We start from the raw sequence: 26735 nt of genomic DNA, 5'->3' as shown, positions 1-26735 counted from the left end.
GCTCAAGTCGTGCGGCCCGAGGAGCCTCCCCGCGTCACAGGCCGTGCCGCCGACTGCCCAGAACCCGCTCCGACACCCGGCGTTCGGCCTCCGGGGAGAAGTCGGAGAAGCCGGAGACGCCTGACGCATCGGAGAAGTCGGCGCGCCGCGCCTCGACGGCGGCACGGGTCTCCTCCGCCATCAGATCGGCATTGATGGCCGCGGCCGCGCGCAGTCCCGCCGCGGCCGAGCCGATGACCTGCTCGGTCAGCTCGGTGACGTTGCCCGCCGCCCACACCCCGGGAACCGCCGTCTGACCCGTGGGACCGGCGGGGATGCGCGTACCGATGACCATGCCGTTCATCTCCTGCTCGGACGGTTCGAGCCCCAAGGAGCCGAGGAAAGCGGCGCGCGCGGTGAACCGGGGCGCGACCACCAGGGCCCGGACCGGCACGAGCGTGCCGCGCTCCAGGCGGACTCCGGCCAGCCGGCCGTTCTCGCTCTCCAGCGCGGCCACCGTGCCGTCGACCACGCTGATCCCGCGGGCGGCGAGCTGTTCGTACCCCTCGTCGGTGGGCTCGGGCGCGGTGTGCAGGAAGAGGGTGACGCTCTTGCTCCACTGCCGCCACATCAGGGCCTGGTGCACCGCGGCCGGTCCCGTACCGAGGACGCCGACCGCCTGGTCGCGGACCTCCCAGCCGTGGCAGTACGGGCAGTGCAGGACGTCCGAACCCCACAGTCCGGCAAGGCCCGGCACCTGCGGCAGCTCGTCCACCAGGCCCGTCGTGACCAGGATCCGGGCGGCGCGCACGGCGCCGCCGTCGTCGAGCACGACCCGGAACCCGTCGCCGTCCCGCTCGGCCGTGACGACGCGGCCCGCCACGATCTCCCCGCCGTAGCGGCGCACCTCGTCGCGGCCGGTGGACACGAGCTCACCGGGAGGTGTGCCCTCGCGGCCCAGGTAGTTGTGCACGCCGTCGGCCGGGGCGTTGCGCGGCTCGCCCGCGTCGATCACGAGGACCGAGCGGCGCGCCCGCCCCAGGGTCAGGGCCCCGCTCAGCCCGGCGGCGCCACCGCCGATCACCACGACGTCGTAGCGCCGCTCGTCACGCGAAGGGTCAGCACTCATCATCGGCTCCATCTGCTTGCTCAGCTGATTGCTCATGGGATTGCCTCCGTTGGGTACCGAGCCTGCGCCGGTCCCGTCCCGGTTGACAAAGTTCTTTGCCGTAAGAGCAAAATCGAGGCATGAGCGACGACGAGTTCACCCCGGTCCTGGCCGGCGTGGGGCCTCGGCTGCGGGCCCTGCGGCACGAGCGCGGGACGACCCTGGCCCGGCTGAGCGAGCAGACCGGCATCTCGCTGAGCACCCTCTCGCGCCTGGAGTCCGGGCAGCGCAAGCCCACGCTGGAACTGCTGCTGCCGCTGGCCAAGGCCCACCACGTGCCGCTCGACGAGCTGGTCGGCGCACCCGACACCGGCGACCCGCGGATCCACCCGCGCCCCATCACCCGGGGCGGCCACACGTACATCCCGCTGACCCGGCACCTGGGCGGCCTGCACGCCTACAAACAGATCATGCCGGTGCGCGAACTCGGCGAGGGCGTGCGGCCCGAGCAGAACACGCACGAGGGCTACGAATGGCTCTACGTGCTCACCGGCCGCCTGCACCTGGCCCTCGGTGAGCACGACCTCATCCTCACGGCCGGTGAGGCCGCCGAATTCGACACACGCACCCCGCACGGCTTCGCCAACGCCGGCACGTACCCGGTCGAGTTCCTCTCCCTGTTCGGCCCCCAGGGCGAACGGCTCCACGTGCGAGCACGGCCCAGCGAGGGATGAGCGCCTACGCCGGCTTCGCGTCGTCGGCGGCGAACCGGGCGTAGTGCACCAACACCGGCCGCAGGCCCCGGCGTTCGTAGAGGCGCTGCGCCCCTGTGTTCGCGGCCAGCGTCCCGATGAGCAGGTCGGTGACGCCCATGCGGTCCAGCTCGGCGTCGACCAGGTCGAGCAGGAGGGTGCCGATGCCGTGGCCGCGCTCGGCCGGCAGGACGGACAGCGTCTGGAGCTCGGCGATGCGGGTGCCGGTCACCCAGGTGTCGTCCGGGCCTTCCTCGATCTGTACGAAGGCGTACCCGACGGGCTGCCCGTCCCGTTCGGCGAGCAGCACGAACGAGCCCTCGTCGAGGATCCAGCGCCGGTAGCAGTCGCGGCGCAGCTCCCAGGAGTCCTCGTCGGGAAAGTAGGTGAACCCGGGCTGCACGGACTGGTGATGGGCGTGCAGCGCGAGCCACAGGGGAGCGAGGTGGTCGATGAACTCGGCTCCTCCCTTACGGACCGTGAGGTCGCCGTCGGTGTGCCGGGCCTGGCTCGTGTCCACGGACTTCTCGCCTTTCGTGTGCCGGTACGGGGCGTGCGGGCCCGCTTCCCGACGTGAGCGGTTACTACCCGTCAAATCGCCGCCGCCATAGTAAAAGACAGAAACATTCCGAGCCCTCTTGCGAGTGAACAGCAAACGCTTACATGCTGTCGCGCAGCCGCACCCGAGGGCGGGAACAAGTACACGGGAAGCCTCCCCACCGTCACCGATCCCGCGTCCGGCAGCTGCCTGAGCAGCACGTCGTCCGACACACCGGTCGGCCGGAAGGTCACCGTGACGGGCGAGCAGTTCACGGCCGGTGGCTGAACACGCGGCGGACGGGCGGGCGTGACCCTCTATCGTGGAGGCCATGTCCGCCCCTGAACTGATCCGCATCGTCTCCCGCGACTCGCCCATGGCACTGGCCCAGGTGGAGCGCGTACGCGCCGAGCTGGCCGCCCTGCACCCGGGAATCCGCACCGCGGTCGTCCCCGTCAAGACGACCGGCGACAAGTGGATGGGCGACCTGTCCGCGGTCGAGGGGAAGGGGGCGTTCACCAAGGAGGTCGACGCCGCGCTGCTCGCCGGTGAGGCCGACCTCGCGGTGCACTGCGTCAAGGACGTGCCCGCCGACCGGCCCCTGCCCGCGGGAACGGTGTTCGCCGCGTTCCTCAAGCGGGACGACATCCGGGATGCCCTCATCCATCCGGACGGCCTGACGCTCGACCGACTCCCGTCCGGCACGCGGATCGGCACCTCGTCCGTGCGCCGCATCGCCCAGCTCTCCGCCGCGTACCCGCACCTCGAGTGCGTGCCGATGCGAGGCAACGCGAACCGGCGCCTGGAGAAGCTCGCGGCGGGCGACGCCGACGCGCTCCTCCTGGCCGCCGCCGGCCTCGAACGCATCGGGCGTACGGACGTGATCACAGAGGTCCTGTCGCCCGAGGTCATGTGCCCGCCCATCGGCGCGGGGATCCTGGCTCTTCAGTGCCGTGAGGGCGACACCGACCTGATCGACACGATCTCCGGGCTCGGCGACCGGGACGCCCACCGCGAGGCGAGTGCGGAGCGCATGTTCCTCCACGTCCTCCAGGGGCACTGCAACAGCCCGATCGCCGGGTTCGCCAGGGCGGAGCGCAGCGGTGATCTGTCGCTGCGGGCCTGTGTGTTCACCCCGGACGGGAAGACCGTGCTCAACGCTCACGAATGGGCCGGCCCTCTCGACCCCGCGACCCTCGGCACCTCGGTCGCCGTGGCCCTGCTGCGGCAGGGAGCGCGTGAGCTGATCGACTCGATCAAGCACTGAACGGCCGGCCCGTCACTGCGCGGCGAGCCAGTCGCCGCCCGACGCGTTCCGCCTCGCCTGACGGTCAGGCGGTCTCGGCAGCCGCGTACCGCCAGAAGTCGCGCATCAGCGCGGGCGGGGTCGGGCCGGTCATTTCCACCTGCGCGAACAGGATGGCGACCGCGCCCGTGGACGGGACGAGGTGCGCCGTCGTTCCCGTGCCGCCGACCCAGCCGTAGCGGCCCATGACGTTCCACGCATCGATGGGCGCCACGTCGACCGAGCCGCCGAAGCCCCAGCCCTGCCCCTCCGTGAACAGGCCGCTGGCCTCGCGCTGGGCAGCCGTCAGGTGATCGGTCGTCATCTGCCGTACCGCGTCGGCCGACAGGAGACGCCGGCCGCCCGCGACCCCTTCCGCGAGCAGCATCCGGGCGAAGGCGTGCCAGTCGTCGACGGTCGAGACGAGCCCGCCCGCGCCGGACGGGAACGCGGGCAGGCTGCTCCACTGCCCGTCGGGAGCGTCCGCCAGTTCGAGGCCGCCCTCCGGGCGCGGGCGGTAGGACGTGGTGAACCGGTCGAGCTTGCCGGCCGGCACCTCGAACCCGGTGTCGGTCATCCCGAGCGGCTCGAAGAGGCGCTCAGCCAGGAAGTCCGGCAGCGCGCTCCCCGTCGCCCGGGAGATCAGCACTCCCTGGATGTCGGAGCACGTGTTGTACAGCCACGCCTCACCCGGCTGGTTGAGCAGCGGGATACGCGCGAGGTGCGCCATCCACTCGTCGGGCGGCGGAACGAGCTGGGGGGAGAGGCCGTGCTTCTGGAGCCCGAACAGCGACTGGACCGCCGGCAGCGAGAAGTCGGACGGGAAGCCCCATCCCGCGCGGGACGTCAGGAGGTCGGCCACCGTGATCGGCCGGGCCGCGGGGACCACGTCGTCGACCGGAGCGTCCGGCGTGCGGACCACGACCGGTTTCGCGATCTCGGGAAGCCACTGGTCGACCGGGTCGTTCAGCGCGATCCGCCCCTCGTCGACCAGCGTCATCACGGCCGCGGCGACAATGGGCTTGGTGACCGAGGCGATGCGGAAGATCGAGTCCCGGGCCATCGGAGTACTGCCTCCGAGGGCGGCCGAACCGGCGGTCTCCACCTCGATCCGGTCACCACGGGCCACCAGCGCCACCGCCCCCGGCAGCGAACCGTCGCGGACGTGCGGCGTGAGAATGCCCTGCAAGCTGGTCATCGATCCACCTTCTCGAGTGTGGGGTCGAAGGGGAGACTCCCCACGAGGCGCGGATTCATCGGCCGTGGCGCCGCCGGCTTACCCGAAAGGCGGCGGGGAGGGGGCCGGATGACCCAAGAGGCGACAGCGATGAGGCCGTGGCGGTTCGTGGTCGGGTGCGGCACGGTCAGCCTCCTTCGCCGACTTCGTCCACGAGGGCGCCCCCCCGGCTCGGTCACCGGCCCCTCCTCGCCTCGCTCGGCGCATCCGCGGCCATCGTCGGCGCGGTGACGGGAGGCGGTCCAGGTCGCGGCCGTACTCCTGCTGGCGGTCTCCGCCGTCAGGCTCTGCCGCGCGTGAGCGCACCGCCAACACACCGACGGTCTTGGCCAGTTGGGGCTGCACCCCGGTCGCGGACCCGCGATCCGCGACGCGCGAGGTCCGGATTCGGCCGCACGTCTCGGCGTGCGGAGGGAGTTGCGCATAGGCTTCGCGCCATGCTGCGCCTCGTCGATGCCTGCTCGGGCCTTCCTGTCGCTCCGGTGATGCACCAGAGCGTGGTGCGCATCGGCGTGCCTGTGGCCCTCCCCGAGGGTGGCGAGACGCTTTCCGACGTACGGGCGATGCTCGTCGCCGACGTCCTGACCCGCGTACTTGAGCTGTCAGGAACCATCGCGTACACAGGGCTGATCTGCCCGGACGGGGCCGACGAGCGGCGCGCGGCGCTCCAGGCGCGGGCCGCCGAGCTCGGCATGCATCCGGCCGCCGCGCATGGGGACGAGCGGGGGGTGGAGGGCGAGCTGGGCGGTCCGTTCGCCGTCCGTGTGGGACCGCATGAGGACGCGCCGGACGAGGCGAACGGGGACGTCATCCGGCTCGCCGTCGGCGACGCCCACGCCGCCGACGGTGCCGCGGACCGAGCCGGTGACCCGTTGGCCCTGCGCCTCGCGCTCCTGAGCGAGCCGCGCACGGAGCCCTTGCGCCTCGCACCCGCGTCGGTGTCGGCCGCCCATCACACGCTTCTGCGGTGGCGGCACGCGGTGGCCACCTGGGCGGACAGCCCGTCCCGGCCCATGCCCGGACCCGCCCGCGACAGTATTCGCAACTGCCTGGAGGACGACCTCGACCTGCCCGGGGTGCTGCGCACGCTGCACCGCCTGGAGCACTCCGGGGACGCCCCGGCCGGAGCACTCTTCGAGACCTTCGCGTATGTGGACCGGGTACTCGGCCTGGACCTCGTACGCGACGTGGGCAGGGGACCGGCGCCGCCGCGGCCGCTGACGTAGCCGGCCGCCGGCGTCGCGGTTCCTCACATGTTCTTGGCGCCTGCCCTGATCGCCTCGCGGATACGCGTGTAGGTGCCGCAGCGGCAGATGTTGCGGATCTCGTCGAGGTCCGCGTCGGTGATGTCGCGGCCGGCCTCCGCCGCGCGCCGGACCTTGGCGACCGCCGTCATGATCTGGCCCGGCTGGCAGTACCCGCACTGCGCGACATCGAGGTCGAGCCAGGCCTCCTGCATCGGGTGGAGGTCCTTGCCCACCGTGGCGGGCAGACCCTCGATGGTGGTGACCTCGTCCTCGGGGCCGATCTTCGACACCGGCACCGAACACGGGTTGAACGCCTTGCCGTTGATGTGTGACGTACAGGCCTGGCACACGCCGAGGCCGCAGCCGTACTTGGGTCCCGTGACGCCGAGCAGGTCGCGCAGGACCCACAGCAGCCGTACGTCGTCCTCGGCCTCGACCGTGATCTGCTCGCCGTTGAGCTTGAAGGTGTGACTGGGCATGGCGGGGCTCCTCAGAAGGCGCGGTCGAGACCGTCGGTGGGGGACTGGGGTGTGGACGGTTCGAGGGGCAGCGGGTCGAAGGAGAGGGTGGCGTGGTTGACCGGGAAGCTCGTCGGCAGGGTGCCCGTGGCACGCGCGTAGGCGCAGGCGATGGCGGCGAACGCAGGCGCGACACCCAGCTCCCCCGCCCCCGAGGGCTTGTCACCGGTGGACGGCATGACGATGACGCGCAGGTCGGGCGGGGTGTTCCACTGCCGCGTGTAGAAGTACTCGTCCCAGCTGCCCTCCAGCGGGATGCCGTCCTTGATGTGCAGGCTGGAGGTGAGGGCCATCGCGAGCGCGTCGTTCATCCCGCCCATCATCTGGGCTTCCAGACCACGGGGGTTGATCGCGAATCCGGCGTCGACGACCATCAGGGCGCGGGTCACGCGCGGGCCGGTGACACCGTCCCTGACCTTGCGGTTCACCGTCTCGGGCCGACAGTCGATCTCGACGAGCGAGGCGACCGCGCCGCGGTACTCCGTATGCAGGGCGATCCCCTGTGCGACACCTGCCGGCAGCGACCTGCCCCATTCCCCGGCCTCGGCCGCCTTGTCGAGGACGGCGCGCAGCCGCTTCTCCTTGAGGAACTCGCGGCGGAAGGCGACGGGGTCCTTGCCCATTTTCGCGGCCAGTTGGTCGACGACGAGCTCGCGCGCGCAGGCCACGTTGGGGGAGTAGATGTTGCGCATGCTGCCGGTGTTGAACTTCAGCGGCACCTCGTTGAGGAGCTGCGTGGTGACACCGAAGTTGTACGGCGTGGACTGGGTCAGCTGGAAGATCGTCTCGGCGAACGTGAGGTTGCCGGCCACGGGCAGCTTCGCCGCCGTCGACGTGATCATCTCTCCGAGCCCGTGCCCGAAGTCGGTCTGCGAACTGGTGTGACGCTGCTCGTAGCTGACGACGTTGCCGAGCGCGTAGGTGGCGCGCACGCGCGAGACGCACATCGGATGGGTCCTGCCCTGCCGGAAGTTGTCGGTCCGTGACCACGACAGCTTGACCGGCTTGCCCATCTTCTGCGAGATCTCCGCGGCCTCTGCGGCCACGTCGTGGAAGAGATGCCGCCCGAACGAACCGCCGCCCTCCACCACATGCACCGTGACAGCCGTCTGCGGCAGCCCGAGCCGGTCGGCGATGTCGCGCTGCGCCACGATCGGAACCTTGAGGCTCGCCCAGATCTCGGCGCGGCCGGGACGCACGTCGGCTATCGCGTTGTCCGGCTCCAGCGGGCTGTTGCTGGCGAACGCGAAGGTGAACTCGGCGTCGATCTTCTTCGTGAGGAGCGGCGGTACGGCCATGGGCAGCGCCGCGGCTCTGAGCTTGGCGAGGACGGTGTCGTCCGACTCCTTGTCCACGGTGCCGGGGCCCCAGGTCACGTCGAGCGCGCGCAGCGCGTCGATGCACTGGCCGAACGTCTCGCCGCGTACCGCGACACCGTGCTCGACGGTGGCGACGTCGGTGATGCCCGGCATGTTCCTGACGGCGTCGGCGTTCGCGACGGACACCACCGTGCCGTTGACCGTGGGCGGCCTGCGCACCATCGTCGGCTTGGCGTCGGGCACGTGCAGATCCATGCCGAACTTCTTGGCGCCGGTCACGATGTCGCGTGCGTCGATACGGTTCTGCGGCGTGCCCAGGATCGTGAAGTCGGACGTGGACTTGAGGTGGGCGGAGGCGGTGATGGTGCGCGCGGTGGCTGCGGCCTCGGCGAGCGAGCCGTACGTGGCGCTCTTCGCGGTGCCGTGCGTGATCACGCCTTCCCGCGTGGTCAGTTCGGACTCCGGTACGCCCCATTGCTGTGCGGCCGTGGCGACGAGCCGCTGCCTGGCGACGGCCGCGGCGGAGCGGACGGGGAGGTAGATGCTGCGCATCGAGTTGGAGCCGCCGGTCAGCTGGTTCATCAGGAGTTCCGGGCGCGCGTCGGCCAGGGACACCCGTACCTTCGCGAGCGGGAGGTCCATCTCCTCGGCGATCATCATGGCGACCGCCGTCGTCATGCCCTGGCCCACCTCGGCGCGCGGAACCGCGAACGACGCTGTCCCGTCGGAGTGCACCTGGACGGAGATCAGACCGGATGTGGGCGCCGCCGCCATGGTCTGCATGTCACCGAGGTCGAAGAGCTCCTCAGGCTGCGGCACGGAAGGCACCGCGGCTTCTGCGGACTCACCGCTTACGGCGTCCAGGCCGATGCGCGCACCGACCGCCAGCGTCGGTGCGGCGAGCAGATAGGCGAGCACCCGTCGCCGTCCGGGACCGCCGGGGCCATCGGGTTGTGCGGGTTCACGTGGCGAACGGCTCTGTTCTGCCATGAGGGTGCCTCCCGGCGCACGGATTGAGTTGATCAACCGGGGAGCCTAGGGCGTGGGAGGCGGAGGGTGTATACGGTGCGGGGAAGCTCCACATGACTGCCACACACTCGCGTATGCGGGGGCAGTTGAGGCTCACGGCTCGCGGCTGCGAGAGGGGCGAGCCACCCAGACCCGCCCCGCCCGGCCGGTGGGCACAGTGTGGCCGGTCAGGCGGGACGCGTCACGGATCCGGGCGGCGGCCCGCCGGGCGTTGTCACCCGCGAGGTGCATACGGATATGGGGCTGCGGAGGAGCCCTGCGAGCAGCGCGTCCGTGGCCGGGGTGAACAACTGCCGTGCGTCGGAAACCGACTCCAGGCCGACCACCAGGGCGATGCAGATGTCGGCGGCCTCGGCGGGTTCCACGGCGGCGGGGGTGCCCGCCTGCGTGAACAGGTCGGTCAGGAGCCGGCGCAGATCCGCGGTGAACGTGTGGCAGATGTCGCCGAACAGCCGGGCCTTCGCGTCGAGGAGCTGGGCGGAGTGCGGCGAGTCCCCGGCGAGGCGCAGAACCAGCTCGAGCTTGGCGGCCAGGACACCCCGGACGCGCCCGGCGATGGGAGAGTCCTCGGCTGCCGCCCGCCGGGCCCGCTCCAGCGCCTGCGTGTGCTGACGCTCGGCGAGCCGGCGGAAAGCGTCGTCCTTGCTCCGTACGTACTGGTAGACCGCGGACCGGGACACGCCCATGGTGGAGGCGATGTCGTCCATCGTCGTGCGCCGGACGCCGTACCTGGTCAGGCAGTCGTAGGCGGCGTCGAGGACCTCGTCGAGCCGGTCGGCGCCCATCGTCAGGCCAGCTTCTCGAGCAGCTCGGCCGCGAGCGGGGCGGCGGAGGACGGGTTCTGGCCCGTGACCAGGTTGCGGTCGACGACCGTCTTCGGGGCCCACGGCTCGCCTTCCTGGAAGTCCACGCCCGCGTGGACGAGGCGGTCCTGGAGCAGCCACTTCGCCTTGTCGGCGAAGCCGGCCTGGGTCTCCTCGGCGTTGGTGAAGGCGGTCACCTTGTACCCGGCGAAGGCGTTGGAGCCGTCGCGCTTGATCGCGGCGAGCATGGCGGCCGGGGCGTGGCAGACGATGCCGAGCGGCTTGCCGGTCTCCAGGGCGCGGGTGAGGAGCCTGCCCGAGTCGGCGTCGGCGGAGAGGTCCTCCATGGGGCCGTGGCCGCCGGGGTAGAACACCGCCGCGTAGTCGTCGAGGTTCACGTCCTCCAGCTTGACCGGGTGCTGGAGTTCACTGAAGGAGGCGAGGGCCGCGGCCACCCGGTCCGCGCCTTCCTGGCCGCCGTTGAACTCGGGCGCGAGGGAGCCCTTGTCCACGGTCGGGACGACGCCGCCGGGCGTGGCCACGACGATGTCGTGGCCCGCGGCCTTGAAGGCTTCGTACGGGGCGACGGCCTCCTCCGCCCAGAAGCCGGTCGGGTGCAGCGTGCCGTCGGCCAGCGTCCAGTGGGTGGCGCCGGTGACTACGAAAAGGATCTTCGACATGGTGAGTGCTCCGAGGGTGCGGGCCCGCGGGCCCAAAGGACGGGTTCGGATCGCGGAACCTCTGACGCTGTGTGCTCAGATCGTCAGTGTGTGGCGATGGCACCGACCGTAGGGCGGGTCTCCCATAGGAATCCAATAGGGTGGTCCATATGAGAAATAGGGATTCGAATGGGTCTCCGGGAATAGGCCGGACGGCGCACACGGGCCCGCTGGACCTGAATCTGCTGCGCACCTTCCTCGCGGTGTACCGGTCGGGTTCCTTCACCGCGGCCGCGCGACTGCTCGGTCTGTCACAGCCGACCGTCACCACACAGATCCGCGCGCTGGAGCGGCGGCTGGACCGCGAGCTGTTCGAGCGGCTGCCGCGCGGCGTCGCTCCCGCTCCCTTCGCCCACGAGCTCGCGTCCCGGGTGGTCGACCCGCTCGACGCCCTGTCGGCCGTCGCCGGACAGGGCGGACCCGGCACCGACGCCGCGGCCGAGCCCGTCCACCTCGCGGGACCGGCCGAGATGCTGTGCCACTGCGTCCTGCCGGCGCTGGCACCACTGGTCGAGAAGGGGGTGCGGCTGCGCGTCACCACCGGGCTGACCGACCCGCTCCTCGAGGAGCTGCGCACCGGACGGCACGACCTCGTCATCGCCACCGCCCGCCCCCGCGGCCGCAATCTGATGTCGGTGCCGCTCGCCGACGAGGAGTGCGTCCTGGTCGCCGCACCCGCCTGGGCGGACCGTATCGGCGGCCCGGACCGGATCGCCGCCGACGGACCCGGCATGCTGCACACCGTCCCGCTCATCACGTACGCGGAGGAACTCCCGATCGTCCGCCGGTACTGGCATCACGTCTTCGGCGGACGCCTGACCTGCAAGGCCGCCGTCACCGTGCCCGACCTGCGCGGGGTCGTGTCCGCCGTGGCGGCCGGCGCCGGGTTCGGCGTGCTGCCCCGCTACCTGTGCCGCGACCTGCTCGCGGCGGGTGCGCTCGTCCTCCTCCACGACCCGCAGGACCCGCCCTTCAACACCGTTTACGTGGTCCAGCGCCCCGGAACGCCGGACAACCCGCACATCGCCCTCGTCCGCGACCAGCTCCTGGAGGCCGGCCGGGGCTGGTAGCCCCCACCGGCCTCACAGCGGCGGCGCGGCTACGCGCCCGCGGCCTCCTGCCGGATCCGCTCGAACTGCGCTCCCATGGCCTCGGAGAGGGCCTCGGCGCCGGACAGCGGGCGCACCATGACCGTGAAGTCGTCGATGAGCCCGTCCTCGTCGAGGTGGATGAAGTCGCAGCCGTTGACCTCGCGGTCGCCGACGCGGGTGACGAAGACCAGGGCATGGTCGCGTCCGTCGGCGCTGCTGATCTCCCGTACGTAGCGGAAGTCCTCGAAGACCCGCATGACGCCCCGGAGGATCGCGGCGGTCATCGCCTTGCCGGGGTACGGGTGGAAGGCGACCGGGCTGGTGAACACGACGTTCTCGGCGAGGAGCGCCTCGACGGCGTCGGGGTCGTTCGCTTCCACGGCCTTGCGGAATGCCTTCATGCGCGCGCTCCATAGTCAATTTGTTGAATAGGTGCGGCCGAGATTAATCGTGCCGGTGTTAGCGTGTCCAGATGTCTCTGAAGCACGCGGTCCTCGCGGCCCTCCTGGAGGGCGAGGCGTCCGGGTACGACCTGGCCAAGGTGTTCGACGTGGCGGTGGCCAACTTCTGGTCCGCGACCCCGCAGCAGCTCTACCGGGAACTGGAGCGCCTCGCCGGGGAGGGCCTGGTCGAGGCGCGGGTCGTGCCGCAGGAACGCAGGCCGAACAAGCGGATGTTCACGCTCACCGACGCGGGACGTGCCACCCTGGACGACTTCGCCCTCGCCCCGCCGAGGCCCACCGCCATCCGCGACGAACTCATGGTCAAGATCCAGGCCTCGGACGGCGCGGACCCGGACGCCGTACGCGCGCTCGTCGAGGAGCGCATGGGGTGGGCGCGCGGCAAGCTGGCCCGCTACGAACGCCTCAGGGAGCGGCTCCTCGACGGGCGCGACGAGGACACGTACCTGCGCGACGCCGAACGCATCGGCCCGTACCTGACATTGATGCGCGGCCGCTCCTTCGAGGAGGAGAACCTCCGGTGGGGCGAGCGCGTCCTGGACATCCTGGCCCGTCGCACGTCACGTGCCGGCCGATCCTGAACTCCCTTACGGAGACGGGTGGTTACTGCAGACGCAGGTAGGTGTGCGCCGGATCGGCGGGCGCGGTGCGCGGGTTGCCGTCGACCACCACGTCGGCCCGCTCCCGGGTCCCGTCCTGGGTGAAGTGCTCGTCCTCCGCGGCCATCCACGTACGCCATTGCGGCAGCGCGTCCTCACCGTCACGAGCCAGGCCCCTGCGCAGACGCACCGTCCGACCCGTCTCGACCCACACGGCGCAGGCGAGACGGTCGGCGACGGCCCGGCGCGCCGTCGACACACCTTCGAGGACGAGGGCGCGGCCGACGGGAACCTCGTGCCACTCGGCGAGTTCGCGCCGCACCCAGTCGTAGCGCTGGAACCGGCCGGCCACCCCGCTCCCCAAGGGCTGGAGCACCTGCTCCTCGAGGCGGGGCCACCAGCCCAACGGGTCGTCCCACGAGGCGAAGTCGTCCGTGTGCACGATCGGGGCGCTGCCGAGAGCCCCGGCCAGGCGCTCGGCGAACGTGCTCTTGCCCGCCCCCGGCGGGCCGTCCACGGCGACGAGCCTGACCGGCCCGCACCGCGGTGGCGCCGCCCGGATGCGGGTCGCCAGTGCCCTGTACGTCTCAGGGGTGGGTTCCATGAGGGCGCACGACAGCGGCGGTTGTGCGGTGCCGGCCGGGATTTCCGCGCGCACCGCACGCGCCCATCCGGCGTCCGCCATGTCTCAGGCGTTCGCCGGAGCGTCCTTCTTGTCGGCGTCCTCAGTGGTGGGCGCCGCGGCCGGAAGGGCGGTGTAGAACACGGACTTGTTCTGCTTGGTGCGCTCGGCCTGACCGCGGGCGACGAGGGATTCGAGGGTGTTGCGCACGACCGTGCCACCCGCCTTGCGCTCGGGGTGGGTCTCGGCGAGCGTCGTGGTGACCTCGGCGGCCGAACGCGGCTCGGTGCTCGTGGTGATGAGGTTCAGGACGAGTTCCCGCAGGGTGGGGGTGCCGGGTGTGCGGGGCTGCGCGACGGTGGGTGCCTTCTTCGTGGTGTCCTGCTTGCCGGCCGCCTTCTTCGCGCGCTGCTTGGGTGCCGCGCTCTCTCCCTTCGGCTTGCGTGCCTTGGGGAGTTCGGCGGGAGGCGCCGTCTTCGGCGCGACCGGTGCCTCCTCGGCCACCGCCGCCGTGCCTTGGCCTGAGAGTGCCTCGCGCATCCCCACCAGCAGGGTGCGGTCGTGGTCCAGCGTCTGGAGCTGCTCCTGAAGTGCGGCCAACTCGGCGGCGACGCGTTCCTGTTCCTTGGCGTTGCGCTCGATGTCGGCCTCCACCTGGGCGGAGTACTGGGACTTGAGCGTGTTGCTGTCCGACATGACTGCCCGCTTCCTGTTTCTGTGGGGCTGTGTGTTGGTGCCGAAGGGTACTCACACCACACACACTTGTGCACGCTTCTTCGGTGCATTGCCCCTGCGCAGTGTAGGTGGGATGGCACTGTGTACGGCCGTGCGGGCCGTCGGCGGGACACGTTCGACCCGGGTGTGGCGCGCCGCGACGAACACGTACGGTCGGCCGACTACCTCGATGTGGGCCACCCATCCCGAGTTCGCGTTCCGCGGCGAAGGCGTCGAGGTGGACTCCAACGTGACAGTTCCGACAGTGCAGTTGACCGTCCTCGGAGTCAGCCGACCGGTCGACGTCACCGTGGAGAGCGTGGCCGTCGAGGGCCGCAGGCTGACGGTCGTGGGGTCGGCCGTCGTCGACCGGTACGCGTTCGGTGTGACCACCGCGAAGGGCATGACCGGCCGCCGCCTGATCGTGCGCCTGGACATCAGGGCGACGCGTTGACCTGCCGCGACACCCGGTGGGGGGTCACGGGGTGTCGGCGCTGGACGGCCTGGGTGTGTGCGGCATCCCGTTGAGCAGCACCCGCAGGCCCCAGCCCAGGCGGGCCTGTCCCGGCCCGGACAGCAGTTCGTCGCCCAGCGCGGCGAGGCGCGGGTGGCTCGTGGCGGACACGTCGTGCAGCGCGGTGGTCAGGGCGTCCCAGTCGCCCCGGGCGCCCTCGTCCTGGTCGCGGGTGGACTGCTCAGCCGCGGTCGAAGTGGCGTACTGCACCAGGGCGTCCACGCCCCACGCGGCCTGCGCGTCCGGGACACCACCCTCGGCGAGCAGCGCGAGAAGGGCTTCGAGCAGGTCGAGGTAGTGCTCGCCCGAGGGCATCGCCACGAGTGCCGACCGGGCGAGGCCCGGATGCTCGAAGAGCACGGCGGTGTACGAGGACAGGATCCGCACCAGACGGTCCTGCCAGTCGTCCGCGGCGGTGGCGGGGGAGAGGTCGACCTCGCCGAGCAGCTCGTCCAGGATGGCCGCGTGCAGCTCGGCGGTGTTGCGCACGTACACGTAGAGCGAGGCCGGGCCCGTGTCGAGCTCCTGCGCAAGGCGCCGCATGGTGACGCGCTTGAGGCCTTCGTCGCGCATGATCGTGACCGCGGTCGCGACGATGCCGTCCCGGGTCAGGGCGGGCTTGGCCGGGCGCTCTCGGCGGCTGCGGGGTGCTGCGGGCCGGGGGGACACGTGCTCACCGTAACGAGCGGGTGACGAACACGTTCGTCACGAACAAGTTTTTAACGAGCGTGTTCGGAGCCCTATGAGGATCCCGGCCCGGGGGATTACGAAACGTCCCGGCCGCACCTCGCATAAGCTGCGTCGATGAGCATTCTTGATGACGCCCGCCCGGGTATGAACCCCGAGATCCGGCCGCAGGACGACCTGTTCGGCCACGTCAACGGCCACTGGCTGGACACCGAGCCGATCCCCGAGGACCGCTCGAGCTGGGGCCCCTTCGTGCAGCTCGCCGACACCGCTGAGGAGCAGGTCAAGGCGATCATCGAGGAACTCGCGACGGGAGCCGAGGCGACCTCGGCCGACGCCGGCGAGGTACGCAAGATCGCCGCCCTCTACGCCTCCTTCATGGACGAGCAGGCCATCGAGGCGCTCGGTCTTGCGCCGGCGCGCCCGCTGATCGACGAGGTCGCGGCCATCACCGACCTCCGGGGCCTCGCGACGTTCCTCGGCCGTTTCGAGCGCGTCGGCGGCTCCGGCCTCTTCGGGTCGTACGTCGACACCGACGACCGCAACTCCGACCGCTACCTCGTCAACGTCGTGCAGGGCGGCCTCGGCCTGCCCGACGAGTCGTACTACCGGGACGACAAGTTCGCCGAGATCCGCGACAAGTACGTCACCTACCTCACCGATCTTCTGACGCTCGCCGAGCACGCCGATCCCGCGGCCGCCGCGCGGACCGTCCTCGCCATCGAGACCAAGCTGGCCGCGGGCCACTGGGAGCGGGCCGAGACCCGTGACGTGCAGAAGACGTACAACCTCATCGCCCTGGACGAACTCAAGGCCCTGGCGCCGGAGTTCGACTGGCACGGCTACACCGCCGGGCTCGGTGGCACCGATACGACCATCGCCGAGACCTGCGTCCGGCAGCCCTCGTACTTCGCCCACCTCTCCCAGGTCCTGACCGAGTTCCCGATCGAGCAGTGGCGCGACTGGGTGCTGGTGCGCGTGCTGCGCGCCTCGGCGCCGTACCTCTCGGACGCGTTCGTCCAGAACAACTTCGACTTCTACGGGCGCACGCTCAACGGCACCCCGGAGCTGCGCGCCCGCTGGAAGCGCGCCGTCGCGTTCGTCGAGGGCGCGATGGGCGAGGCCGTCGGCAAGGAGTACGTGGCCCGGCACTTCCCGCCGGCGTCCAAGGCGATGATGGACGAGCTCGTCGCCAACCTCCTGGAGGCCTACCGTCAGTCGATCGCCCAGCTCGACTGGATGACCGACGAGACGAAGGAGCGGGCGTTCGAGAAGCTCGCCACGTTCCGCCCCAAGATCGGCTACCCGGACAAGTTCCGCGACTACTCCAAGCTCCAGGTCACCGCGGACGACCTGCTCGCCAACGCGCAGGCGGCCGCGGCGTTCGAGACGGACCGCGAGCTCGCCAAGATCGGCTCGCCGGTCGACCGCGACGAGTGGTTCATGCTGCCGCAGACGGTGAACGCGTACTACAACCCGGGCACCAATGAGATCTGCTTCCCTGCGGGCATCCTGCAGAAGCCGTTCTTCGCGCCCGACGCCGAAGCGGCCGAGAACTACGGCGGCATCGGCTCCGTGATCGGCCACGAGATTGGCCACGGCTTCGACGACCAGGGCGCCCAGTACGACGGCGCGGGCAATCTCAACGACTGGTGGACCGCCTCCGACAAGACGTCCTTCGAGGCCAAGTCGAAGGCCCTCATCGAGCAGTACGACGGCTTCTCGCCGCGCAACCTGCCCGGCGAGACCGTCAACGGCGCGCTCACGGTCGGCGAGAACATCGGCGACCTCGGCGGCCTGACCATCGGCCACAAGGCGTACGTCATCTCGCTCGGCGACACCCCGTCGCCGGAGCACGAGGCCACCACCGGCTCCCAGCGGCTGTTCCTCAACTGGGCCTACTGCTGGCGCACCAAGCGGCGCAAGGAGCAGGAGCAGCAGTACCTGACCATCGACCCGCACTCGCCGGCGGAGTTCCGCGCGAACATCGTGCGCAACCTCGACGAGTTCCACGACGCGTTCAACACGTCGGACAGCGACGGCCTGTGGCTCGACCCGGCGGACCGCGTGCGCATCTGGTAGCGCGCCCGTGACGCGTGGCCCGTGCCTTCCAGGAAGACCTTCCTGGAAGGCACGGGCCACGGCTGGTTCAGGACACGGTGACGCCGAAGCCGGCGTGCAGTCCGCGGGTGTGGTCCACCGCCCGCACGGGACCGGTGAGCGTCACCTTCGCGGTCAGCCGGAGGTCCGTGCTGGACGCGCCGAGCCGCAGCTCCAGCTCGCCCGGCTCGACGATCCGCCGCCCGTCCCGCCCGGTGAACGACGCGAGGTCCGCGGGCACCGTCACCCGGACCCGCGCGGCCTGCCCGGGCGCGAGTGCCAGGCGCACGAACCCGATCAGCCGCTGCACGGGCTGCACGACCGAGGCGACCGGGTCGTGCAGATAGAGCTGCGCGACCTCGGTGCCGTCACGGTCGCCCGAGTTCCTTACGGTGAAGGCGAGTTCGGCCTCGCCGTCCGTCCCGACCGTCGCACGCTCCACGGTGAGATCGGACCAGTCGAACGACGTGTACGTCAGGCCGTGCCCGAAGCCGAACGCCGGTGTCGGGTCGATGTTCGACACCTCGTTGACCTGACCGAGCCGCGCCGCCAGATACGTGGACGGCTGGGCCCCCGGGCCGTTCGGGATACTGACGGGCAGCCGTCCCGACGGGGCGACCCGCCCGCTGAGCACACCGGCGATGGCGGGCGTGCCCTCCTCGCCGGGGAAGAACGACTGGACGACGGCGGCCGACTCCCGTACCGCACGGCCGAGCGCGTACGGGCGTCCCGCCAGGAGTGTCAGCACGACCGGTGTGCCGGTGTCCAGGAGCGTGTTGAGGAGCTGCTCCTGCACGCCCGGCAGCGCGAGCGTCTCGGCGTCGCATCCCTCGCCGCTGGTGCCGCGGCCGAAGAGGCCGGCCCGGTCGCCGAGCGCGAGGACGACGACGTCGGCGCCCCTGGCCAGCTCCACGGCCTCGGCGAAACCGTCGGTGCCGGTGTCGTCGATGCCGCACCCGGGCGCGGTGACGACCTCGCTGTCCGGGAACTCGGCCCTCAACGACTCGACCAGAGTGGGCAGTTCGATCCCGACCGGTGTCTCGGGGTGCTGGGCGCCGACGTGCACCGGGAACGCGTAGCAGCCCAGGACGGCCGTCGCGGTGTCGGCAGTCGGGCCGACCACCGCGATTGTGGCGGGCCGGGCCAGGGGGAGTGTGCCGTCGTTGCGGAGCAGGACGACGGCCTGCTCGGCGACCTCCCGGGCGAGGGCGCGGCGCTCCGCGGTGTCCAGGACCACGGTTCCGCGCAGCGCCTGCGGGTCTCCGAGGTCCGCACCGGCCAGCGCCTGCGGCACCGCGTCCCAACCGGTGTCGAGGAGGCCCAGCTGCGCCTTCTGCACGAGCACCCGGCGCAGCGCGCGGTCCACGACGGCCTCGGACACCCGTCCGTCCGCGATCGCGTCGAGGAGCGGCTGTCCGAACGCCTTGACGGTGGGCAGTTCCACGTCCACCCCGGCGGTCAGCGCGGCGCCGGCCGCCTCGCCCCAGGTGGCGGCGACACCGTGCAGGGTCTTGAGGAACCCGACACCGAAGTAGTCCGCCACCACGGTCCCGTCGAAGCCCCAGATGTCCCGCAACAGCCCGGTGAGCAGCTGCTCGTCGGCTGCCGACGGGACGCCGTCCGTGTCGGTGTAGGCGTGCATCACCGAGCGGGCGCCGCCCTCGCGCAGCGCCATCTCGAACGGCGGCAGCATCACATCGGCGCGCTCCCTGGGCCCCATGCCGACGGGCGCGAGGTTCCGTCCCGCGCGGGAGGCGGAGTAGCCCACGAAGTGCTTCAAGGTGGCGATGATCCCGGCGGACTCCAGGCCCTGGACGTAGGCCGTGCCGAGCGTTCCGACCAGGTAGGGATCTTCGCCGATGGTTTCCTCGACGCGGCCCCACCGTGCGTCGCGCACGACGTCGAGCACGGGGGCGAGGCCCTGGTGTACACCCACCGAGCGCATGTCCTGCCCGATGGCCCCGGCCATGCGCCGTACCAGTGCAGGGTCGAACGTCGCGCCCCAGGAGAGCGGGACGGGATAGGCGGTCGCACCCCAGGCGGCGAAGCCCGCGAGGCACTCCTCGTGCGCCACCGCCGGGATGCCGAAGCGGTTGCCCGCGGCGATGCGGCGCTGGGTGCGCAGCAGGGACAGCGCGCCGAGAGCGGGGTCGACCGGGGCGGTGCCGAAGGGCCTGGTGAGCTGCCCGAGCCCCTGCGGCAGCAGCGCATCGAGGTCGACCACCTCTTCCATCTCATGCTGGTACGGGGCGACTTCGCCGCCCTCGTCGGACGCCCCGACCCAGACGCCGAACAGCTGGGCGACCTTCTCCTGGAGGGTCATCTCGCCGATGAGGGCGTCGGCGCGCGTCTCGTGGTCGAGGGTCGTGTCGCGCCACACGGGCGTGATGGAGTCTGTCGTTACGGCCACGTTGTGGGTCACTTTCCTCCGACGCCCATGAGCCCCTGGACCAGGGTGCGCCGGGCGAACAGGTAGACGAGCAGGACGGGCACCATGGACAGGACCACGGCGGCCAGCAGCCCCGGGACGTTGATGCCGTACTGGGTGCGGAAGTTGTAGAGCCCCAAGGTGATCACCTTGGTGGAGTCGGACTGGGTGAGCACCAGGGGGAACAGGAAGCCGTTCCACGCCTGGAGGGCGGAGAAGACCGCGATCGTCGAGAGCCCGCCCCGCGACAGGGGAAGGACGAGCTGATGGAACACCCGCCACGAGGAGGCCCCGTCGATGGCCATCGCCTCGTACAGATCCGGGGTGATGTCACGCATCACCCCGGTCAGGACCAGGGCGCACATGGGCAGCGAAAAGGCCGCGGTCGGCAGGATGACGCCGATGAGGTTGTCGTAGAGCCCCGCCTTGCTGATGACGTAGAACATCGGCACGATCACCGCCTGCGCGGGGATGGCGAGACCGAGCAGGAACAGACGGAAGACGGCGGTCGTGACACGGCCGCGGCTGCGGACGATGGTGTACGACAGCGGCGGCACCACCACGAGGACGATGGCGACCACGCACACGGTCACGATCACCGTGTTGAGGAAGTACCGGCCGAAGCCGGTGGAGAAGTCGTCGATGTAGTTCCGCAGCGTGAAGTGCCGGGGCAGGCTCAGCGGGCCGCTCGCGCCGTAGTCCGCGCGTGACTGCACGGACGCCGAGACCAGGACGTAGAGCGGGGCGCCGACGACGAGCAGCCAGACCACGGAGCCCAGGCCGGCCAGGTAGTTGGGGCGTTGCTTTCTCACAGGCCCTCCACCGAGCTGCGCATCTTGTCGTAGCCCGAGACCCGTACGACGACGAGCGAGATGACCGTCGCGACCACCACCAGGAGCAGCGCGATGGCCGATCCCGCGCCGAAGTCGAAGCTCTTGAAGGCCTTTTGGTACATGTAGTAGGCGCTGATGGTGGTGTCCGTGCCGGGACCGCCCTGGGTCAGGATCAGGACTGTGTCGAACGTGGTGAGACCGCCGACGACCATCAGGATCATCGACGTGATCATGGTGTTGCGCAGTTGCGGCAGCGTGATGTGGAAGAACTGGCGCACCGTGCCCGCACCGTCGATCTGGGCTGCCTGGTAAAGGACTTGAGGGATGGCCCGCGCCGCGCCCTGGTAGATCAGGGTGTGGAACGGGGTGAACTGCCAGGCACCCACGAAGACGAGCACGCCGATGGCTCCGCTCTGCATACCGAGCAGATTGCCGTCGCCGAACAGCCACTTGGCCTGTGACGGCACACCGAAGTTGGGGTCGAGCAGCGTGCGCCACAGGACGGAGACCGCGGTGGCGGACAGCAGCAGTGGGACGAAGTAGATGGCCGACAGGATCGCGCGGTTGCGCTGGCGGCCCGCCGCCCAGACGCCGAGCAGGATGCTCAGCGGCGTCTGGACGAGCACGCCCAGGACGGTGATCAGCACGCTCAGCCAGAGGCTGTTGAGCATCACCGGGTCGTGGAAGAGCTTGGTCCAGTTGTCGAGTCCGGCGAACCGGGGCGAGCCCAGACCGTTCCAGCTCGTGAACGACAGCACGGCGACCAGGACGAGCGGGAGGACGGCGAACAGGACGAAGAACACGGTGGCCGGCAGCGCCCAGGCGAAGCCCGGGCGCCCCACGCCGGCCGTGCGCCGCTGCGCGGGCCGCCGTTCGGCGACGACAGCGGCCTTGGTGACGGTGGTGGTCATCTCGGCACCAGTTCTCACGCGGTCGGCAAGGCCTGCATGGCCTTGATGAAACCGTCGGTGTCGAGCCCGCCGTTGAAGAACTGCTGGACCGCCTGGTGCATGGGAGTCGAGGCGGACTGGGGGTAGGCCTGGTCCCACGAGAGCTGGAACGACGGGGCCTTCTTCACGAGGTCGAACTGGTACTTCGAGTAGTCCGGGCTCGCGGAGGCGCCGAGGAACTTGTCCGTGTTCGTCGTGGTCGGCAGGTTGCCGATGCCCAGCTGCGCCTTCACGAACTTGTCGGAGTACTGGAGCTTCAGGAACTCGGCGACGGCCTCGGGATGCTTCGTCTTCTTCATCACCGAGTAGAAGTTGTTGGTGTTGCCGACGAGGTTGCCGGCGTCGCCCGTGCCGCCCGCGACCGTCGGGAACGAGGAGTAGCCGAGGTCCTTCTTGGCGAACGCGGGGTGGGAGTCCTGCTGGGTCGAGTACTCCCAGGAACCCATGAGCTCAAAGCCGGCCTTGCCGGTGGCGAGCAGCGTGGGCGAGCCCTGGTCGGTGAACTTGACCGAGTCGTAGTTGGTGCCGAAGGCACCCGCGTCGACGAGCTGCCTGATCATGCCCAGGGCCTTCTTGCTGCCCGCACTCTCCCAGGCGCTCTTGTCGCCGCCGAGCGCCTTCTGGAAGACCTCCGGGCCGGCGACACGGTCGTAGAGGTACTCGAACCACATCAGCGTCGGCCACTGGTCGCCGCCGCCGAGAGCGATCGGGGTGACGCCCTTGGCCTTCAGCGCCTTCACCGCGCCGAGCAGGTCGTCCCAGGTCTTCGGCGGCGTGACACCGGCGTCGGCCAGAACTTTCTTGTTGTTGAAGAGCAGCACCGGCTGCGTGCCGCGCATCGGGACCCCGTACGGCTTCCCGTTCACCGTCGCGCTGTCGAAGACCGACGGCAGGAAGCTGGACTTGAGGGCCGGGTCGTCCTTGATGAAGTCGTCGAGCGGCAGCAGGAGGTCGGCGTCGACGAAGGGCTTGATGCTGCCGCCGCCCCAGTTGAAGAAGACGTCAGGGGCCTGCGGGGTGCTGATGATGGTCTGCAGCTTCTGCTGGTAGTCGGCGCCGGGGATGGTGTCCAGGACCGCCTTGACCTTCGACGTCTTGTTGAAGGTGGCGACGAGCTGCTTCTCGACCTTGTTGGCCGCGTCCCCGTACACCAGCACGTGGATCTTGTCGGAGTCCCCGCCGCCCGCCGAGTCGGAGGAGCCGCCGCCACAGGCCGACAGGGTCAGACCGAGGGTGAGCGCCACACCTGCGGCGACGGCGCGGGAGATCCGTGCGGGTGTCTTCATCTTCGAAGCCTCTCGAAAGTGTCGGTAATGAGAGCGAAATGTTTTGGATGGTGTGACGCTAAGGTGCGCCGAAGGGACGGTCAACCCTCGGCGTCCGGGTTTCCGAAGCGTTATCGATGGGGCGCCGCTTGGCGCAGGTCAGGCCTTGCGGCAAAAGGGCACGACGAGGGCGGCGGTCCGGTTCGGGCCGCCGAAGAGGGCGCGGACCATGCGCGCCGACAGTTTCGAAGGTCGCCGCAGGGCGTGATGGCCGATGGGGCGTGGTGGCGAGGTGGGGTGAGGGCTACCGCTCGGCCGGCGCCGCCGTGCTGCTCCGCACGACGAGACGGGTCGCCAGGTCCATGCGCGGCGTGGCGGGCTTGTTGCCCCGTGCCAGGTCGAGGGTCAGCCGTGCGGCCGCCTCGGCCATCTCGACCAGGGGCTGGCGGACGGTGGTCAGCGGCGGCCCCACCCAGCGGGCCAGAGGCAGATCGTCGAAGCCCACGACACTGAGGTCGTCCGGGATCCGCAGGCCCAGTTCGCGGGCCGCCTCGTAGACGCCGAGTGCCTGGAGGTCGTTGCCGGCGAACACGGCGGTCGGCCGGTCCGGCAGGCCGAGCAGTTCGAGACCGGCCGCGTGGCCGGACTCATGGTGGAAGGTCCCTTCGCGGATCAGCGCGGGGTCGACGGCGATGCCGGCCGTCTCCAGGGCCGCCCGGTAGCCGTCGATCCGGGCACGGCTGCACATCATCCCCGCCGGGCCGGCGATCACGCCGATCCGGCGATGGCCCAGCTCCAGCAGGTGCCGCGTGGCGGCGAGCCCGCCCTGCCAGTTCGTGGCGCCGATCGCGGGCACGTCGTCACCGGGATCGCCCGCCGGGTCCATCACCACGAACGGGATGTCACGGCTGGTGAGCTGCGCCCGCTGAGCGGCGTCGAGCCCGGACAGGACGAGGATCACGCCGGTGGGACGGCGGGCGAGGACGCCGTCGACCCAGGACTGGCCGATGCTGAGCTGCCCGGCGTGCTCGGACAGGACCAGGCTGAGCCCCTCCTCGCGGGCCACGTTCTCGACCCCGCGGATGACCTCCATCGACCAGGAGCTTTCCAGCTCGTGGAAGACCAGTTCGAGGAGGGGGATGGCCGTGGTGTTGGCCCTGCGGCGCTGGTAGCCGTGGCGGCGGAGCAGTTCCTCGACCCGCTCGCGAGTGGCCGGAGCGACATCGGCCCGGCCGTTGAGGACCTTCGAAACAGTCGGAGCGGAGACTCCCGCCTCGCGGGCGATCTCAGCAAGCGTCGCCGTGCCGGCCCCGGAAGCGTCCTGGGAGGCCGACGTCTGCTTCTTCTGCACCGCTGAGGAGTTCACGGTACGGATCGTAACTTCTTGGGGGTGAGACGGGGCAAGGGGATCAACGCATCCCAGCAGCCTTGACGCACCGGCAAGATCCTTCTAGGTTTTCGCAACATGCGTCTTCAGCGCCGAAATAGTTGAACGCGAACACCCCTTGAGAACGGACATGCGGATGCCCGCGACCGATACACCGCTGCGGAACTGGGCGGGAAACGTCACCTTCGGCGCGGCGCGGGTCCACCGTCCGACGTCGGAGGCCGAGCTGAGCCGGACCGTCGCCTCCGCCGAGAAGGTACGGGTCCTCGGCAGCGGACACTCCTTCAACCGCATCGCGGACACGGACGGCGACCTCGTGCTCCTGGACGGGCTCGCGCGCCGGGTACGGGTGTCCGAGGACCGCGCCACCGTGAGCGTCTCGGCCGGCATGCGGTACGCGGAGGTCGCCTCGGCGCTCCAGGAGCGGGGTCTCGCTCTCGCCAACCTGGCCTCGCTGCCGCACATCTCGGTCGCGGGATCGTGCGCCACCGGCACGCACGGTTCAGGGGACTCGCTGCGCGGTCTGGCCACCGCAGTGACCGGGATCGAGCTGATCGGCCCCGACGGTACGCGGACGACGCTGGACCGCGACTCCGACCCGGACCGTTTCCCCGGTGCCGTGGTCAACCTGGGCGCTCTCGGTGTCGTCGTCGGCATGACACTCGCCGTGGAACCCGCCTTCGACGTCGCCCAGTGGGTCTACGACGACGTGCCGCTGGACCACATCGCCGAGGATTTCGACACCGTGTTCGGCGCCGCGTACAGCGTCAGCGCGTTCACCGACTGGCGCGCGGAGACCGCCACCGTGTGGCTGAAGCGCCGCACCGACCGCCTGCCGACCGTCACCCCGGGAGACCGGTGGATGGGCGGCCTGCTCGCGGACGGCCCACGCCACCCGGTCCCCGGCATGCCACCGTCGTTCTGCACCGAGCAGCTGGGCGCCCCCGGACCGTGGCACGAGCGCCTGCCCCACTTCCGCCCCGACTTCACCCCGAGCAACGGCGAGGAGCTCCAGTCCGAACTGCTCCTGCCGCGCGAGGCCGCGGCCGACGCGATGGCGGCCCTGCGCGCGCTCGGAGACCGGATCGCCCCGGTACTCCTCGTCTCGGAGATCCGCACGGTCGCCGCGGACGACCTGTGGCTCAGTCCGAGCCACGGCCGCGCGTCCCTCGCCCTGCACTTCACCTGGGTGCGACGACCCGACGACGTACTCCCCGTCATCGGCGCCATCGAGGAGCGGCTGCTGCCGCTCGGGGCGCGCCCCCACTGGGGGAAACTGACGACGGCTGCTCCCCGTACCGTCGCCGCCCTCTACGAACGAGCACCTGACTTCCGGCGGCTGCGACAAGAGCTGGACCCGGCCGGGAAGTTCAGCAATGCCTTCGTGACGGAACTCTTCGCCGGTCACTGAACGTGATCCCCTGCGGAGCACCGCAGGGCTGGTCCGTTCGGCGGCGCCCGGGTCGCTGCCCTCCGGCGCCGAACCTAGCGTTCCCACAGTCAGGGGGTATTTCTGTCTGGAGGGTCCACTGTGCGTTCCATAGGTCTCGCTACCGCAGCGCTGTTCGGCGCCGCCGCGCTTGTGTCCGTGACCGCGCTGGCGTCCGTGGCGGACGACGGTGGCGAGACCGCCCCCACTCGCGAAGCCGACGGTGGCGAGACCGCTCCTACTCGCGAAGCTGACGGGGGCGACGCCACTCCCACTGACGAAGCCGACAGTGGGGACACGGCCCCCGCTGGCGAAGCTGACGGTGGCGAGACCGCTCCTACTCGCGAAGCTGACGGTGGCGAGACCGCTCCTACTCGCGAAGCTGACGGTGGCGAGACCGCTCCTACTCGCGAAGCTGACGGTGGCGAGACCGCTCCTACTGGCGAAGCCGACGGTGGGGACACCGCCCCCGCTGGCGAAGCCGACGGTGGCGAGACCGCCCCCGCTCGCGAAGCCGACAGTGGCGGCCGTTCCGACAGTGGTACCGATCAAGGTGGCGACGACCTCGGCAGTGAAGGTCGCACCGATGGCAGCGGCAACAACATCACCCCCTTCGGATTCACGGTCTCCCCGAGGACCGTGTCCCCCGGCGGGACCGTCACCCTCAATGCCACCCGGTGCGAGAAGCCGACCGTGCGCGTCACGGCGCCCGTCTTCGGTGACGTCACGCTCAATGGGGGCCGTTCGGCGAAGGCCACGGTCTCCCGCGATGCGAAGCCGGGTGGCCAGTACGACGTGACGTTCGACTGCAAGGGGCGGCGTGGCACCGCCAAGCTCGTCATCTCCGGCGGAGGCACTCGTCCCACCACGCCCACAGTGCCGGGGGGCGTGGAGGCCGGAGACGGCGGAAGCCTTTCCAGGCTCGACGCCACACAGCTCCTTGCGGGCACCGCCCTGGTGGCCGGTGCCGTGGGCGCCGGCGTGTACGCAGCCAGGCGCCGCTCCGGTTCGCAGGACTGAGACGGTGTGGTGACGACCTCTGCCGCGCCGGAGTCGCACGTCCGCGTGCCGTCCTGGCAGCCTCGCCCACCCGGGCGAGCACACCAACAAGGGCGTCATGA

General features: G+C 70.7%; 25 protein-coding genes. 9 read left to right on the top strand and 16 right to left on the bottom strand.

What is annotated here, in order from left to right; genetic code table 11:
- Positions 1-34: 34 nt before the first annotated feature.
- The gene (locus ACY0PA_RS05610; RefSeq protein ID WP_473086243.1) at positions 35-1108 is read right to left on the bottom strand and encodes an NAD(P)/FAD-dependent oxidoreductase; all 1074 of its coding nucleotides are present in this window, start codon (positions 1106-1108) and stop codon (positions 35-37) included.
- A 119-nt stretch (positions 1109-1227) separates the two neighbouring features.
- On the opposite strand from ACY0PA_RS05610, the gene ACY0PA_RS05605 reads away from it, so the two are divergent.
- Positions 1228-1821, top strand: coding sequence for a helix-turn-helix domain-containing protein (locus ACY0PA_RS05605; protein ID WP_473083620.1), 594 nt, complete (start codon positions 1228-1230; stop codon positions 1819-1821).
- A 4-nt stretch (positions 1822-1825) separates the two neighbouring features.
- Here the strand turns inward: ACY0PA_RS05605 and ACY0PA_RS05600 are convergent, their stop codons facing one another.
- A complete protein-coding gene (locus ACY0PA_RS05600) occupies positions 1826-2359 on the bottom strand; it encodes a GNAT family N-acetyltransferase (protein WP_473083619.1) in 534 nt (177 codons plus the stop codon).
- Positions 2360-2708: 349 nt separating this feature from the next.
- Here ACY0PA_RS05600 and hemC point away from each other — a divergent pair, with 349 nt between their 5' ends.
- The gene (gene hemC / locus ACY0PA_RS05595) at positions 2709-3644 is read left to right on the top strand and encodes a hydroxymethylbilane synthase (protein ID WP_473083618.1); all 936 of its coding nucleotides are present in this window, start codon (positions 2709-2711) and stop codon (positions 3642-3644) included.
- A gap of 64 nt (positions 3645-3708) precedes the next feature.
- Here the strand turns inward: hemC and ACY0PA_RS05590 are convergent, their stop codons facing one another.
- Positions 3709-4860 (bottom strand): serine hydrolase domain-containing protein, encoded by a 1152-nt coding sequence (locus ACY0PA_RS05590; RefSeq protein WP_473083617.1) that lies wholly within the window; start codon positions 4858-4860, stop codon positions 3709-3711.
- Positions 4861-5336: 476 nt separating this feature from the next.
- On the opposite strand from ACY0PA_RS05590, the gene ACY0PA_RS05585 reads away from it, so the two are divergent.
- The gene (locus tag ACY0PA_RS05585) at positions 5337-6125 is read left to right on the top strand and encodes a hypothetical protein (protein ID WP_473083616.1); all 789 of its coding nucleotides are present in this window, start codon (positions 5337-5339) and stop codon (positions 6123-6125) included.
- Between the two features lie 23 nt (positions 6126-6148).
- On the opposite strand, the gene ACY0PA_RS05580 is transcribed toward ACY0PA_RS05585, so the two are convergent.
- The 4 genes from ACY0PA_RS05580 to ACY0PA_RS05565 form a co-directional block, all read right to left on the bottom strand.
- Positions 6149-6625 (bottom strand): (2Fe-2S)-binding protein, encoded by a 477-nt coding sequence (locus ACY0PA_RS05580; RefSeq protein WP_356274990.1) that lies wholly within the window; start codon positions 6623-6625, stop codon positions 6149-6151.
- A gap of 11 nt (positions 6626-6636) precedes the next feature.
- Complete coding sequence (locus ACY0PA_RS05575; protein WP_473083615.1) at positions 6637-8973, bottom strand: xanthine dehydrogenase family protein molybdopterin-binding subunit; 2337 nt, start codon at positions 8971-8973, stop codon at positions 6637-6639.
- 206 nt (positions 8974-9179) lie between these two features.
- Positions 9180-9797 (bottom strand): TetR/AcrR family transcriptional regulator, encoded by a 618-nt coding sequence (locus tag ACY0PA_RS05570; RefSeq protein WP_473083614.1) that lies wholly within the window; start codon positions 9795-9797, stop codon positions 9180-9182.
- 2 nt (positions 9798-9799) lie between these two features.
- The gene (locus ACY0PA_RS05565; protein WP_473083613.1) at positions 9800-10495 is read right to left on the bottom strand and encodes a type 1 glutamine amidotransferase domain-containing protein; all 696 of its coding nucleotides are present in this window, start codon (positions 10493-10495) and stop codon (positions 9800-9802) included.
- Positions 10496-10644: 149 nt separating this feature from the next.
- On the opposite strand from ACY0PA_RS05565, the gene ACY0PA_RS05560 reads away from it, so the two are divergent.
- A complete protein-coding gene (locus ACY0PA_RS05560) occupies positions 10645-11604 on the top strand; it encodes a LysR family transcriptional regulator (protein WP_473083612.1) in 960 nt (319 codons plus the stop codon).
- A 29-nt stretch (positions 11605-11633) separates the two neighbouring features.
- On the opposite strand, the gene ACY0PA_RS05555 is transcribed toward ACY0PA_RS05560, so the two are convergent.
- A complete protein-coding gene (locus ACY0PA_RS05555) occupies positions 11634-12026 on the bottom strand; it encodes a nuclear transport factor 2 family protein (protein WP_100594580.1) in 393 nt (130 codons plus the stop codon).
- A gap of 71 nt (positions 12027-12097) precedes the next feature.
- Between ACY0PA_RS05555 and ACY0PA_RS05550 the strand changes: the two genes are divergently transcribed.
- Positions 12098-12667: a PadR family transcriptional regulator gene (locus ACY0PA_RS05550; RefSeq protein WP_473083611.1), complete on the top strand. Its 570-nt coding sequence runs from the start codon at positions 12098-12100 to the stop codon at positions 12665-12667.
- A 22-nt stretch (positions 12668-12689) separates the two neighbouring features.
- Here the strand turns inward: ACY0PA_RS05550 and ACY0PA_RS05545 are convergent, their stop codons facing one another.
- Positions 12690-13370: a uridine kinase family protein gene (locus ACY0PA_RS05545; protein WP_473083610.1), complete on the bottom strand. Its 681-nt coding sequence runs from the start codon at positions 13368-13370 to the stop codon at positions 12690-12692.
- Positions 13371-13373: 3 nt separating this feature from the next.
- Positions 13374-14003 carry a hypothetical protein gene (locus ACY0PA_RS05540; protein ID WP_473083609.1) on the bottom strand — a complete coding sequence of 210 codons (630 nt, stop codon included), beginning with the start codon at positions 14001-14003 and terminating at the stop codon, positions 13374-13376.
- Positions 14004-14115: 112 nt separating this feature from the next.
- On the opposite strand from ACY0PA_RS05540, the gene ACY0PA_RS05535 reads away from it, so the two are divergent.
- Complete coding sequence (locus ACY0PA_RS05535) at positions 14116-14475, top strand: YceI family protein (protein ID WP_473083608.1); 360 nt, start codon at positions 14116-14118, stop codon at positions 14473-14475.
- Between the two features lie 24 nt (positions 14476-14499).
- On the opposite strand, the gene ACY0PA_RS05530 is transcribed toward ACY0PA_RS05535, so the two are convergent.
- Positions 14500-15204: a TetR/AcrR family transcriptional regulator gene (locus ACY0PA_RS05530; protein ID WP_473083607.1), complete on the bottom strand. Its 705-nt coding sequence runs from the start codon at positions 15202-15204 to the stop codon at positions 14500-14502.
- 135 nt (positions 15205-15339) lie between these two features.
- Here ACY0PA_RS05530 and ACY0PA_RS05525 point away from each other — a divergent pair, with 135 nt between their 5' ends.
- On the top strand, positions 15340-17304 hold the full coding sequence (locus tag ACY0PA_RS05525; protein WP_473083606.1) for a M13 family metallopeptidase: 1965 nt from the start codon (positions 15340-15342) through the stop codon (positions 17302-17304).
- A gap of 67 nt (positions 17305-17371) precedes the next feature.
- On the opposite strand, the gene ACY0PA_RS05520 is transcribed toward ACY0PA_RS05525, so the two are convergent.
- From ACY0PA_RS05520 to ACY0PA_RS05500, 5 genes are all read right to left on the bottom strand, one after another.
- Positions 17372-19744, bottom strand: coding sequence for a beta-xylosidase/alpha-l-arabinosidase (locus tag ACY0PA_RS05520; RefSeq protein WP_473083605.1), 2373 nt, complete (start codon positions 19742-19744; stop codon positions 17372-17374).
- Complete coding sequence (locus tag ACY0PA_RS05515) at positions 19741-20562, bottom strand: carbohydrate ABC transporter permease (RefSeq protein WP_473083604.1); 822 nt, start codon at positions 20560-20562, stop codon at positions 19741-19743. The genes ACY0PA_RS05520 and ACY0PA_RS05515 overlap by 4 nt, the downstream gene beginning before the upstream one ends.
- The gene (locus ACY0PA_RS05510) at positions 20559-21494 is read right to left on the bottom strand and encodes a carbohydrate ABC transporter permease (RefSeq protein ID WP_473083603.1); all 936 of its coding nucleotides are present in this window, start codon (positions 21492-21494) and stop codon (positions 20559-20561) included. The genes ACY0PA_RS05515 and ACY0PA_RS05510 overlap by 4 nt, the downstream gene beginning before the upstream one ends.
- A gap of 14 nt (positions 21495-21508) precedes the next feature.
- Complete coding sequence (locus ACY0PA_RS05505) at positions 21509-22819, bottom strand: ABC transporter substrate-binding protein (protein WP_473083602.1); 1311 nt, start codon at positions 22817-22819, stop codon at positions 21509-21511.
- A 283-nt stretch (positions 22820-23102) separates the two neighbouring features.
- A complete protein-coding gene (locus ACY0PA_RS05500) occupies positions 23103-24149 on the bottom strand; it encodes a LacI family DNA-binding transcriptional regulator (RefSeq protein ID WP_473086242.1) in 1047 nt (348 codons plus the stop codon).
- Positions 24150-24321: 172 nt separating this feature from the next.
- Here ACY0PA_RS05500 and ACY0PA_RS05495 point away from each other — a divergent pair, with 172 nt between their 5' ends.
- Complete coding sequence (locus ACY0PA_RS05495; protein WP_473083601.1) at positions 24322-25596, top strand: D-arabinono-1,4-lactone oxidase; 1275 nt, start codon at positions 24322-24324, stop codon at positions 25594-25596.
- Positions 25597-26307: 711 nt separating this feature from the next.
- On the top strand, positions 26308-26634 hold the full coding sequence (locus tag ACY0PA_RS05490; RefSeq protein WP_473083600.1) for a hypothetical protein: 327 nt from the start codon (positions 26308-26310) through the stop codon (positions 26632-26634).
- Positions 26635-26735 lie beyond the last annotated feature (101 nt).

Source organism: Streptomyces sp. DS1-CR2 (genome assembly GCF_055760475.1).
Note: the sequence above shows the minus strand (reverse complement) of the source record. Positions and strands in the feature narration are given on the sequence as shown.

What these genes read in the sequence shown, in the direction of transcription:
- ACY0PA_RS05610 (WP_473086243.1), bottom strand. Translation starts at nt 1,108, where the DNA reads ATGAGTGCTGACCCTTCGCGTGACGAGCGGCGCTACGACGTCGTGGTG.
- ACY0PA_RS05605 (WP_473083620.1), top strand. Translation starts at nt 1,228, where the DNA reads ATGAGCGACGACGAGTTCACCCCGGTCCTGGCCGGCGTGGGGCCTCGG.
- hemC (WP_473083618.1), top strand. Translation starts at nt 2,709, where the DNA reads ATGTCCGCCCCTGAACTGATCCGCATCGTCTCCCGCGACTCGCCCATG.
- ACY0PA_RS05590 (WP_473083617.1), bottom strand. Translation starts at nt 4,860, where the DNA reads ATGACCAGCTTGCAGGGCATTCTCACGCCGCACGTCCGCGACGGTTCG.
- ACY0PA_RS05585 (WP_473083616.1), top strand. Translation starts at nt 5,337, where the DNA reads ATGCTGCGCCTCGTCGATGCCTGCTCGGGCCTTCCTGTCGCTCCGGTG.
- ACY0PA_RS05580 (WP_356274990.1), bottom strand. Translation starts at nt 6,625, where the DNA reads ATGCCCAGTCACACCTTCAAGCTCAACGGCGAGCAGATCACGGTCGAG.
- ACY0PA_RS05575 (WP_473083615.1), bottom strand. Translation starts at nt 8,973, where the DNA reads ATGGCAGAACAGAGCCGTTCGCCACGTGAACCCGCACAACCCGATGGC.
- ACY0PA_RS05570 (WP_473083614.1), bottom strand. Translation starts at nt 9,797, where the DNA reads ATGGGCGCCGACCGGCTCGACGAGGTCCTCGACGCCGCCTACGACTGC.
- ACY0PA_RS05565 (WP_473083613.1), bottom strand. Translation starts at nt 10,495, where the DNA reads ATGTCGAAGATCCTTTTCGTAGTCACCGGCGCCACCCACTGGACGCTG.
- ACY0PA_RS05560 (WP_473083612.1), top strand. Translation starts at nt 10,645, where the DNA reads ATGAGAAATAGGGATTCGAATGGGTCTCCGGGAATAGGCCGGACGGCG.
- ACY0PA_RS05555 (WP_100594580.1), bottom strand. Translation starts at nt 12,026, where the DNA reads ATGAAGGCATTCCGCAAGGCCGTGGAAGCGAACGACCCCGACGCCGTC.
- ACY0PA_RS05550 (WP_473083611.1), top strand. Translation starts at nt 12,098, where the DNA reads ATGTCTCTGAAGCACGCGGTCCTCGCGGCCCTCCTGGAGGGCGAGGCG.
- ACY0PA_RS05545 (WP_473083610.1), bottom strand. Translation starts at nt 13,370, where the DNA reads ATGGCGGACGCCGGATGGGCGCGTGCGGTGCGCGCGGAAATCCCGGCC.
- ACY0PA_RS05540 (WP_473083609.1), bottom strand. Translation starts at nt 14,003, where the DNA reads ATGTCGGACAGCAACACGCTCAAGTCCCAGTACTCCGCCCAGGTGGAG.
- ACY0PA_RS05535 (WP_473083608.1), top strand. Translation starts at nt 14,116, where the DNA reads ATGGCACTGTGTACGGCCGTGCGGGCCGTCGGCGGGACACGTTCGACC.
- ACY0PA_RS05525 (WP_473083606.1), top strand. Translation starts at nt 15,340, where the DNA reads ATGAGCATTCTTGATGACGCCCGCCCGGGTATGAACCCCGAGATCCGG.
- ACY0PA_RS05510 (WP_473083603.1), bottom strand. Translation starts at nt 21,494, where the DNA reads ATGACCACCACCGTCACCAAGGCCGCTGTCGTCGCCGAACGGCGGCCC.
- ACY0PA_RS05505 (WP_473083602.1), bottom strand. Translation starts at nt 22,819, where the DNA reads ATGAAGACACCCGCACGGATCTCCCGCGCCGTCGCCGCAGGTGTGGCG.
- ACY0PA_RS05495 (WP_473083601.1), top strand. Translation starts at nt 24,322, where the DNA reads ATGCCCGCGACCGATACACCGCTGCGGAACTGGGCGGGAAACGTCACC.